Annotated in this window: 9 protein-coding genes; 5 read left to right on the top strand and 4 right to left on the bottom strand. The window is 41.9% G+C overall.

Translation table 11 applies throughout. The annotated features are described in order from the left end of the window. From VK664_RS15215 to VK664_RS15195, 5 genes are all read left to right on the top strand, one after another. On the top strand, positions 1–1020 hold the full coding sequence (locus tag VK664_RS15215) for a Gfo/Idh/MocA family protein (RefSeq protein WP_461399534.1): 1020 nt from the start codon (positions 1–3) through the stop codon (positions 1018–1020). Next, entirely contained in the window at positions 1020–2483 is a 1464-nt protein-coding gene (locus VK664_RS15210) for a sugar ABC transporter ATP-binding protein (RefSeq protein WP_461399533.1), read from the top strand. Before VK664_RS15215 ends, VK664_RS15210 begins: the two co-directional genes overlap by 1 nt. A 171-nt stretch (positions 2484–2654) precedes the next feature. Next, positions 2655–3530: an ABC transporter permease gene (locus tag VK664_RS15205; RefSeq protein ID WP_461399532.1), complete on the top strand. Its 876-nt coding sequence runs from the start codon at positions 2655–2657 to the stop codon at positions 3528–3530. 5 nt (positions 3531–3535) lie between these two features. Beyond that, on the top strand, positions 3536–4564 hold the full coding sequence (locus VK664_RS15200; protein ID WP_461399531.1) for a substrate-binding domain-containing protein: 1029 nt from the start codon (positions 3536–3538) through the stop codon (positions 4562–4564). Then, positions 4557–6200 carry a hypothetical protein gene (locus tag VK664_RS15195; protein ID WP_461399530.1) on the top strand — a complete coding sequence of 548 codons (1644 nt, stop codon included), beginning with the start codon at positions 4557–4559 and terminating at the stop codon, positions 6198–6200. Before VK664_RS15200 ends, VK664_RS15195 begins: the two co-directional genes overlap by 8 nt. A 77-nt stretch (positions 6201–6277) precedes the next feature. Here VK664_RS15195 and VK664_RS15190 read toward each other — a convergent pair whose 3' ends face one another. From VK664_RS15190 to VK664_RS15175, 4 genes are all read right to left on the bottom strand, one after another. Continuing rightward, entirely contained in the window at positions 6278–7642 is a 1365-nt protein-coding gene (locus VK664_RS15190) for an alpha-amylase family glycosyl hydrolase (RefSeq protein WP_461399529.1), read from the bottom strand. A gap of 72 nt (positions 7643–7714) precedes the next feature. Continuing rightward, positions 7715–8545, bottom strand: a complete 831-nt coding sequence (locus tag VK664_RS15185) for a 3-keto-disaccharide hydrolase (protein ID WP_461399528.1) — start codon at positions 8543–8545, stop codon at positions 7715–7717. Between the two features lie 85 nt (positions 8546–8630). Next, complete coding sequence (locus VK664_RS15180; protein ID WP_461399527.1) at positions 8631–9968, bottom strand: Gfo/Idh/MocA family protein; 1338 nt, start codon at positions 9966–9968, stop codon at positions 8631–8633. Positions 9969–10001: 33 nt separating this feature from the next. Continuing rightward, positions 10002–11573: an alpha-amylase family glycosyl hydrolase gene (locus VK664_RS15175; RefSeq protein ID WP_461399526.1), complete on the bottom strand. Its 1572-nt coding sequence runs from the start codon at positions 11571–11573 to the stop codon at positions 10002–10004. Positions 11574–11604 lie beyond the last annotated feature (31 nt).

Genomic DNA, 11604 nt, shown 5'->3' with positions numbered 1-11604 from the left:
ATGTTGCAACCACTACGCTTTGCTATCATCGGTACAGGTTTTTGGGCTAATTACCAGATAGCTGCCTGGAAAGAATTGCAAGGTGTGGAGTTGGTAGCGTTATGCGATATCAACCGTTCATCTGTTGATGTCATTGCTAAAAAATTCGGGGTTTCAAATGTGTATTCAGGCGCGGAGGAATTATTGGAAAAAGAAACTCTTGATTTTGTCGATATCATCACCGATGTAGATACACATGCAGCACTTACTAATGCTGCTGCCCAAAAAGGCATTGACATAATTTGTCAGAAGCCAATGGCTGCTTCTCTGGCAGATGCTGAAAAAATGCTGAAGATTTGTATGAAGCAAAATGTACAGCTGTTTATCCATGAAAATTTCAGGTGGCAGGCACCGTTGAGGTCGTTAAAAGATGCAATGGACACAGGTATAATCGGTAAGATGTTTAAAGCAAAGGTTTCATTTTGTTCTGCTTTCCCCGTATTTGATAACCAGCCTTTCCTGGCGGGTTTAAAGCATTTTATCCTGGCGGATATTGGTTCTCATGTGCTCGATATTTGCAGATTTCTTTTTGGCGAGGTTAAACAGCTGACCTGCCTTATTCAAAGAGTGAACAAAAGGATTGAAGGCGAAGATGTTGCTAATGTTTTGATGGAGATGGAAAACGGGTTGCATTGTTTCGCAGAGATGAGTTATGCTTCGATACTGGAAAAAGAAGCCTTTCCGCAAACGCTGGTCTCCATCGAAGGCGAAAATGGATCATTGCATCTTACTAACGATTTTCATCTCAAAATTACAACCCGGAGAAGAACTACATCATCAGTAATCAAACCTGCAATGTATAACTGGGTTGATCCTGATTATGCGGTGGTCCATTCAAGTATTGTTGACTGTAACCGTGATATCCTTAAAGGCCTGCAGGGAGGGATATCCGAAACAACAGGAGAAGATAATCTGCGTACCGTTCGTTTAGTTTGGGCATGTTATGAATCAGCTGCTTCAAAAAAAACCATTATATTTTAATGCTGCGTCTGCAGAACATATCAAAATCTTTTGCTGGTGTAAAAGCGCTTCAGGACGTGTCACTTGAATTTAATGCGGGTGAAGTTCATGCGCTTTGTGGTGAAAACGGCGCGGGTAAAAGTACGCTGATGAACATCATCATGGGCAACCTGCAACCAGATAAAGGTGAAATTTTCTGGAAAAATGAACCGGTTCGGGTTGATCATGTTTTAGCAGCCCGTAGCCTTGGGATTTCAATAGTTTACCAGGAAAGAAGTCTTGCAAATTCTTTAAGCATTGCTGAGAATATTTTTCCCGTTAACATGCCACTCACATCTACGGGTCTTATAAGCTATCCCCTGCTCTATTCCAATACAAAGGCGCTACTTACAGAATTAGGGCTAAATAATCTTTCCCCAAAAACGCTGGTGAGCAAACTTTCGGTCGCCCAAATGCAAATGGTAGAAATTGCAAAAGCCATTGCTCAAAATCCTGCTTTGTTAATACTTGATGAGCCTACTGCTTCGATTACGCATAGTGAAACGGAAATACTTTTTCGGATTATTCAACAGCTGAAAAAGAAAGGCACAGGAATAATTTATATTTCTCACCGGATGAATGAAATCAGGCAGATAGCACAAAGAATATCCGTTTTGAAGGATGGGAAGTATACAGGCACGGTGGATGAAACGGTATCCACAAAGCAAATAATCAGCATGATGGTGGGCAGGGAACTGGAATCAATATCCCAGGAATCACATGCCCGGAAAGACATAAAACTGGAAGTGGAAAATATATCCGGAAAAGGGTTCTTCAATATCAGCTTCCAATTGCGCAGAGGTGAGGTATTAGGCTTTGCGGGCCTGGAGGGCTCAGGTAGAACTGCCATGGCAAAAGCATTGTTCGGTTATGAAACTTTTATCCGTGGTAACATGTTGATAGATGGCAAATCCATGAAATTTCAACATCCCCTGGAGGCCATAAATGAACACATCGTGTATCTTCCGGAAGAGCGTAAAACAGAAGGTTTGTTCCTTGATAAGTCTGTAGCTGAAAATGTATTTGCTGCTCAATTGAAGAGCGGCTCTTATAATGAGTCAGCCATAAATCAACAAAGCAAAAAGTTGTGTGAAGAGTTTGGTGTGCGTACACCAACAGTAACGCAGGCTGTCTGTACACTAAGTGGCGGGAACCAGCAAAAAGTAATGCTTGTAAGATCCCTGGCATTGAAGCCTGAGGTATTTATCATTAATGAACCGACCCAGGGAGTGGATGCAGGCTCTAAGACCGATATATACCTGCTTTTAAGGAGTTTGACCCGGGAAGGAAAAAGCATTTTGCTTATCTCAAGTGACCTGGCCGAATTGCTGATTCTTTCGGATCGTATTGTGGTCATGCACGAGGGGAAAATCCAGGGCATTCTGCAGGGAAATGAAGCAACCGAAGAGAAAATAACAGCACTCGCGTCCGGATTTATCATTTGAATTGAGAAACCATCAATATTGAGAAATCATCAACATTGAAAAACCTTCAACATTCAGAAACTATCAAGATTGAGTAGTTAAACTATTTAAATATTGCTGATGCCATTGAAAGAAAGATTGCAAGACCGCGTATTTTCTTTATCCGCAAGTATTCTACTGTTGTGTATAATCATGACTTTTATTTTTCCGGCACAATTTCCAACCATTGAAAACTTTTCACAACTCTTATTAAATCTCTCTATCGATACCATCGTTGCAGTGGGCATGATGATACTGCTGATCTCCGGAATGTTTGATCTTTCCGTTGGATCTGTGGTTGCCTTTGCGGGGGGATTAGCCGGCTACCTGATGTACTATCATGATGTACATTTTTTATTGGCAATTGCTGCAGGCCTAATAGGTTCAGTTCTGATCGGCTTTATAAATGGCCTGCTGATTGCAAAAGCTGGCATAAACCCGATGATTCAAACGTTGGCAATGATGGGGGTTGTTCGTGGACTTGCCCTGATGTTAAGTGGTGCGGGGATCCAAAACTTTCCTTATGATTTTATTTATATCGGTCAATCCAAACTGATCTCTATACAAGCACCTGTATGGTACATGCTGGTAATTGTTTTATTGTTTGCTTTCCTGGTGAAACGAACGGTATTTTTTCGTCGCTATTATTTTATCGGCTCTAATGAAAAGGCAGCAAAACTATCGGGCATAGAAGTAGAAAAGATGAAGATATGGGCATTTGTAATTTCAGCAACATTGGCCGGCATAGCCGGTATTTTGCTTGCCTCAAGATTAGGCGCCGCATTATCCACTTCCGGCCGGGGCCTGGAGCTTCGGGTGATCACTGCCGTTATCCTGGGAGGGGCCAGTTTATCGGGTGGATTTGGAAAAATCTGGGGTGCTTTTCTCGGAGCACTTTTTATGGCTATTATCAATAACCTGCTCATCATTGCCCGTGTCTCCGGCTATTGGCAGGAAATAATTTTAGGACTTATTTTAATCGCCGCAGTTGGCCTTGATCAATGGTTACTGCGTAAAATGAACAAATAAATATCATGTCTAAATATATACTTGCCCTAGCCCTGTTATTTGTTTTCAGTTGTGAACCACCGCCAAGGGACAATATAAGTAGTGGCGCTGATAATGTTGTTGCTGATAAATTTATTACTTCCGCTGAAGTGAATCCTGATGAGGAATATGTGATGATCACCACTGCAATCAATCTCCCGCTATATGTAAATCACGACCAGAAAGCTTTTATTGAATGGGGTAAAAAAAAGGGAGTAAGGACTTCCATCCTCGGTCCATCCGAGTGGGATGTACCCGGGCAGATTGCCACGCTTGAACAAGTGATTGCAGGAAAGCCGGCAGGGCTCCTGATTAATGGCACAGACCCTGGGATAGCATCTGCGATAAGAAAAGCTGTATCCGCAGGAATACCGACTGTAGTTTACGATTCTGAAATTCCAAACTCCAACAGGCATTCGTTTATTGGCAGCGATTGGTATGAAATGGGACGACTGCAGGGTGAACGAATGGCTAAGCTGATCAATGGCAAAGGTAAGGTGGCCTGTATGGGTATACTCGGTATGACAAATATGGAAGCAGGTTTTAAAGGGCTGCAGGACGTATTAAAAAAGTTCCCTGGAATTGAATTTGTTGGAAAGTTCGACGATAAGGCAAATGTTGAAACCGCAGCCAGGATAACTGCCGATTTGCTGGCTGCACATCCGGATCTTGCCGGCTTAGCCGGTTTCGATTCCAATTCAGGACCTGGTATGGCTTTGTCTGTGAAAGAAGCAAATAAAGCCGGCAAAGTTATTTTGACCACTGTTGACGCAGAACCTGAACATTTACGCCTGGTAAAAGAAGGCGTGATCAGTTACCTGGTCGGACAGAAAAGAGAATTGTTTACCTGGATGGGCGCCCAGTTTTTGTTCGACATGCGACACAAAACGTTACAGCTCTCCCATAATGATGCTCGTGCCGGAGTGGTTCCTATTCCTTCAACTGTAATTACCGGTTCCATAGAAATAGACAATACCAATGTGGATCAATTCTTAAATAAGACTGCAAATGATTGAGGGTATAATTAAACTGCCTTTTGATATTCCGCTGTTACCAGTTAAAAGTTTTAAAGCCGGTGAAATAAATTGTTTGTATGAGAATGGCAACCTCAGGCAAATCTCTTTTTGTAGTGAAGAAATTGTTCAGATGATCTATCCTGCCGTTAGAGGTACAAATTGGGAAACAGCATTATCAGAAATTGCAGATGAAAAAATAAACAGTTATGAGAAAAGTTTTGAAATAAGTTATACCGCAATCTTTCGCCTTAATCAAATCCATTACAAATCAAGGATTACAATAATTGGCAAAGAAGATAACTCAATCTCTTTTGCAATGCTTGGTGAAGCGCTGGGCAAATTTGAAACAAGAAGGATTGGGTTATGCGTACATCATCCCATTAAAGAATGTAAGGGAAAGACAGTAACTATTACCCGGCCGGATAAAACATCATACACGGCGACCTATCCTTACTATGTCAGTCCTCACCAACCATTTATTGATGTTCAGCAAATGTGTTGGACAAATAATCAGAACCAGGCAATCCGGTTGCTATTTGAAGGCGATGTATTTGAAACAGAAGACCAACGCAATTGGACAGATAATTCCTATAAAACTTATAGCACCCCGCTGGATAGACCATCACCGGTTTTAGTTGAAAAAGGCGCTAAGCTGGAGCAGCGGGTAGCGTTAAGAATCACGAAGCAAGAAAAACCTGTAAACAAAATATCCGGGAGCAAGATAGAAATGGAAGAAGAAAAAATTCCTTTCCCAAAAATTGGATATAGCAGGATAACTGGAATTAAGCCGCTTACAAACACCGAAATAGATGGTTTAAAAAATGTTCCTTTTGATCATTACAGGGTTGAATTATTGATGCCCTCACTTCAGTGGGAGGAACAATTACAGGTAGCTATTTCCGAAGCAGAAAAATTAAACACCTCGTTAGAGTTGATTGCTTTTTTCAGCAATTCAGCGGAAACCGAAATCAACCAACTGGTTCAGCAACTTATAAAATATGAAAGCCGGATCAATAGCCTGTTACCCCTGCATATCGACCACGATATTACACCAGTTATACTGATCCAATCCCTTTATTCGAGGTTTAAAGAAGTTTTACCTGCTCTTAAGATTGGCTATGGTACAAATTCATTCTTTGCAGAGTTAAACAGGAACAGACCGCCCAGCGCTGACTTTGATTTCATAAGCTTCGGCTTCAATCCGCAGGTACATGCTACAGATACAAGAACAATTATTGAGAACCTGGAAAGTCAGCAACAAATTTTAGAGTCAATCCGGCAATTTACTTCAAAGCCAGTCCATCTCTCCCCTGTTACATTTCAACAGCGGACTGAAGCGGGAAAAGATCCACGACTACAGACTTATTTCGGAGCCGCCTGGACTTTAATGTCTATAAAAAATCTTTCCATAGCAGGCTCAATAACTTTGTATCAAACCACTGGTAACAGAGGAATCGTAGCCAATACCGTAACAGCAACCGACAACGTTTCGCCGCTTTACGAAGTGCTGACACAGTTGAAAGAATTTCAACCGGTGTATGTGGTTCTGAACAAAAATAAAGATGAGATAATTTTTGAAAATAAGGCAGGCAAAAGGCTTACCTATTCAGTCAGGCCTGGCTTTACCGAAATATGAGAATCTCGTTTTTAGCTTTAAACAATTCTGGGTTGATTTAATCGATGCCGCTTAACACCCTGGTGCAATACTCAATATCAATTTTCATACACAAGATATGAATAGGGTTCCAGGATTATAGAACCTGGTAACGAACTTTTTTTACCTGTAAAGGCATCCTTCCAGGAACTTTTGGACAACCCGCCCGGAACAGTAAAAGAGATTTGCTTATTTCTTAGATTCGTTATTACAAGTACCTTTTTTTTCCCGAGCGTTTTTGTAAATACACAAATATCATCGGTGCTAAAAGATTGTAGCTCGCCGCTTCTTACGGGCTTGCTCCTGTTCCTGAATGCTATAATTTTTTTATATTCCTTTGTGAGATCAGGATTTGAATTCCAGTCAATCTTTGTTGAAGTAAATGGAAATCTTAATCGTTGAGTGGTTCCAGATTCCTGTCCTCCATAGATCATGGGAATGCTTTTCATATAAGCGACAACTACGAATGCAGCCATAGAACCCTTTGCACCGCCAAATAATTCTAACGGTGTTCCATCAGATCCATTAACATCATGGTTAGATGTATAACGGATGATGCTTTGGCTTCCGGAAGTGCCGATATAATCGGAAATGTTTAAACTGTCTATGGAACGGACAGTACGGTTATGTTCATAAATATTTTTTAAGTTCCCAAAAAACCTGAACCCGAAGTTGTAATCGAACCCGACCGCGTAATGTTCAGAGCGCCGCCCTTCTGACATTATCAGTAATTTGTGACTGGAAATACTTCTTAGTGTATCGAGCGTTTGTTTCCAGAAATCAACCGGGGGGCCATCACTATAATCACAACGAAAACCGTCCACATTTGCCGCATAGATCCAATATTTCATTGCATCTATCATGGCCAGTCGCATGTCTGCATTTTTGAAGTTTAACTGTGCCACATCCCGCCAGCTGGTACCAGGAGGATGTATGATATTGCCAATCGAATCAAGCAGATACCATGATTTATTTTTTGTCCATTCATGATCATAAGAAGTATGATTGGCAACCCAATCTATTAATACTGCCATGTTGCGACTGTGGGCCCCGTCAACGAGTGCACGCAGATCATCCAGTGTACCGAATTCGGGGTTAACCGCTTTGTAGTTCTGAATACAATACGGGGAATTGGAAGATCTCAACTTGCCGACGGGATAATGTGGCATCAGGTAAATTACATTCGCACCAAGCGCCTTAATAGAATCCAGGCGTGCAATAACTCCCCTGAAATCTCCTTCTTTACTAAACACGCGCATATTTACCTGGTAAATGGTAACATCAGGCCTGTCGGGTACGCCTTTGAAGGGCTCACCATATTGCTCATATTTTGCAGCAGTCTCCTGAACAACCTGGGCCTTTAATATACCCGGAGTCCAGGATAAAAAAAATATCAACAATATCGGAAAACACCTTCTGCTCATCGTTAAAAAGTTTGAAAACTTCAAATTGCCTGATGTATTCTATTGCGCTGACTAAAGGCTGACTAAAGCTGACTAAAGATTCCGTATCCAGATGTTCCTGAATGCAACCTTAGTTCCATGATCCTGCAATGAAAGAGGCATGCGTCCGTGTGGATCATATTTTGGAAAGCCGGTATAAGGTGTGTTTCCCTTTAACACATAGTTATTCTGCACAAGAATACCGTTTAAAACTACGGTAGCCATTGCAGGAGCTTCCAGTTCGCCGTTTGTTCCAAACTTTGGTGCTTTCCAATAGATATCATACACCTGCCATTCGCCATTTTTTGTATACGCGTTTACAGATGGTGCCTGCTGTTTATATATGCTTCCTACCATTCCATTTACATAGGTGGGATTATTGTCGCCATCCAGTACCTGGATCTCGTACCTGCTTTGCATCATGATACCGCTATTGCCCCTGTTTTGTCCCATATGTTGTTCAGCTGCCGGTGACTTGAACTCAATATGCAACTGGCAATCACCAAAATACTCTTTGGTCAGGATTGCACCTTTCCCCGGTTCAATAACCAATTCTCCATCTTTCAAATTCCAGGATGCAGGAGAATTATCTCTGGCTTTCCATTTAGACAAATCTTTACCATCAAACAAAATGACGGCATCAGCCGGAGGTTTTGTGCCAACACCAGGCTGAACCTTAGTTGGTACCGGGTAATGCCATTCTGAACTTTCCGGCGCAATTTGTTGTCTTGGTGGTTGTTGAGGCTGACCAGAATTTTGCTGGTTTGGAGTATTTCCCTGCTGAGGCTGGCGATTCGGTTGCCCCTGACCGTTATTTTGTTGTGCCTGTGCCGATATGGAACTTGCAAAAAAGGCGATAGCGCAGAATATGCTGAAGCATTTCATTTTTTCTAATTTACTTTTTCAATGAGTGAAATGATAATGAATGGGATTAGTTGAATGATTATGAGTGGAAGAGAAAATTACCTGATCATACCTGGGGTAATTTCCATGGAGCCCGATAATTCTTTTTGAGAAAACTGTCGGCCTGCTGGTTGTTTACAAAACTTCGTTTTACGGGATCGTAAACCACCATGCTTCCTGTGCGGAAAGAGATGTTACCCATATGAGCGAGGATAGTCGCAAAAGCACCCTTTTCGATCGGGCTGTTTGTTGCCGCAGATCCATCCCGTATGCAACTGCACCAGTTTGTAGCATGTGCATCTACACCCCCTTCCTCAAACTTCCCTACTAATTGTGCCCGGTCGGCCAGCAACACTCCTTCCCTGTTTTTTTCAGGAATAAGTTCATAGCCATCACGGTTACAAACCAGGGTTGCTTTGCTGCCTATCCAGGCTACACCCTGGTTTCGATTGTAAAGATGTGCAACCTGCTGCGACCATTCAACATGAAAATTGTTGAACTGAAAAATTGTTGTTTGACAACCCGGGGTTTCATTAAATGTTTTCGGATGTTTGAATGCCGTTGAAAAAACAGCCTGGGGGTATTCACGATTACTCATTCCTAATGCATGTAATCCATCAAAGGCAGAATCTATCCAATGTACACCCCAGTCGGTTTGCTGTCCACCCCCATAATCCCAGAAACCACGCCAGCCGCGAAAACGATTTGGGTTGAACGCTCTTTTTGGTGCCGGTCCTAACCACATTTCATGGTCGAGATATTCAGGCGGAGGTGCATCGTCTGCCCCTGCCCTCGGCTCAGTGCTTTGGCTGAGCCAGATTTGTACTTTATAAACTTCTCCCAGTACTCCTGTTTTCAGGATTTCATTTGCTCCACGAAAATAACGTTGGCTTGTTTGCCACAAACCTGTTGTAATAATAGCCTTATGTTTTTTTTGCAGATCTAACATAAGATTGCATTCTTCTATACTATTTGCAACCGGCTTTTCAACATAAATTGCTTTACCCGCACGCAGCGCCTCAGCAAAAATATAAGTGTGCCAATGATCAGGCGTGGCAATGATTACTCCGTTGATTTCTTTGTTATCCAAAAGTTTTCGAAAATCTGTATAAAGTTGCAGGTTGGCTGTCTGGTCCGGAAAGTCTTTTCTAAAGCGCGCAGCCTGCTCTTCAAGGCGCTGTTTGTTTACATCACACATTCCGATGCAATGAACCCAGGGATTATTTGTGAGTGCTCCCTGCAGATCCCTGCAACCCATGCCGACACCAATAACCGCAATATTTACTTTTGCAAGACCCGGATTAGCCGATGCTTCTTTTGTTTTACCTGAAACGACGGATGCAAAACCAAGACCTGCTGCAAGTGTTGATGAATTTCTAAGAAAGTTTCGTCTATTAGTTGTCATATGGTTCAAATTATTATGATTCCTGTCCCAACATTATTTTTGCAAAACTACCGTGGTATAAGCCGGTATTTTAAGGCTTCCATTTTTTACTGTGGCCTCTTTGTTTTTAAAAGTCAGCTTGCTGTATTCTTTTTGACCGTCAGGAATAACAACTGTTATTTCAGATGCCGAAAGATTGTGAACCACCAATACTGATTCGCCTTCAGCCGATCTCAAAAACGAAAGCAAAGCGCTGTTGTTGAGGTTCACCGCTTCCAATTCTCCATAGGTCAAAGCCTTGCTGCTATTTCTAAATTGCATAAGTGCCTTGTAGTGATTGTAGATAGAGTTTTTATCTTTCATTTGTACCGCAGCAGGAATAATTGATGAATCAGTGCTGTTCTTTGGTACTTCCCAGGTGGCCCGGGATTTATCTTTTCCTTTTACATCCCATAAAAATGGTTCTCTTATAAGCGGATCCGGTTTTTTACCCTGCATTCCTATTTCTTCACCATAATACAAATAGGGAGAGCCGGGTAGCGTGAGTAAGATTGCTGCAGCCATCTTTGCTTTATTAACATCATTGTTCACAGAACTCATGATTCGGTTCTGATCATGGTTCGTAAGAAAGGTTGCATCAACATAATCAGGATTAATTGATTTATAGAAGTTCCTGATCTTATTATGCATCATTACAAGAGAATCTCCTTTCACAGCGTTCACAGTTTTTATAATCGCAGTGCCCATATCGAAGTTAAACAAAGCGGGTATGCCTTTCAGGTATGGCCCTACTACTTCGGCCGGCGCCCAGACTTCTCCAACCAAATAAAAATCTTTATTAATCTTTCTCATTTCCTGGAGGAAATATTCCCACCACCGATGATTGTCCTGGGGACGCTCATCGGGAAATATATGTCGGGCAGCATCAAGGCGGAATCCATCTACTTTTACTTCTTCGGCCCAGAAACGACCAATTTTAAAAACTTCCTGTCTTAGTTTAGGATTATCATAATTCAGATCAGGCATGTTGCCACCAAACTGCGAATAAAAAAAATAAGTACTGTCTCCACCCCTGGCACGGCTCCAGTGATTCCTTCTCCTGCTTTCACCAGCGGTTATGTTCCCGGCAGACCTGGTCTGCGGATCATTCTGCTCTGTCCATACATAATAATCCCTGTAAGGGCTGTTGACATCTTTGCTTGCATCAAGAAACCATGGATTCCTGCTGCTGGAATGATTCAGGACCATATCGATCACTACCTTGATATTTCGTTTATGAGCTTCTTCAACAAACTTTTTGAAATCATCCATTGTACCATAGGCAGAGTCTATTCCATAATAGTCTGTTACATCATATTTGTGATAAGAAGGTGAAGGACTCATTGGCATAAGCCAGATGCCTCCTACGCCAAGATCTTTCAGGTAATCAAGTTTGGCGGTCATTCCTTTTATATCCCCTTTTCCATCACCATCAGAGTCAGCAAAAGATTGTACATAAATTTCGTAGGATATCGTTCTTGGCCAGGTGCTGACGTTCGCAGTTTGCTGCGCGTTCGTTACCTTAACGGAACCTGCACTGCAAATACAGAGAAGCAGCAATACACGCAAAAAGAATTGTCTTTCCATTTTATTCTATAATTTTTGTTATAATGATTTC

Origin of the sequence: Flavitalea sp. (genome assembly GCF_035489435.1) — a bacterium.
Classification (GTDB): domain Bacteria; phylum Bacteroidota; class Bacteroidia; order Chitinophagales; family Chitinophagaceae; genus DATHKG01.
Note: the sequence above shows the minus strand (reverse complement) of the source record. Positions and strands in the feature narration are given on the sequence as shown.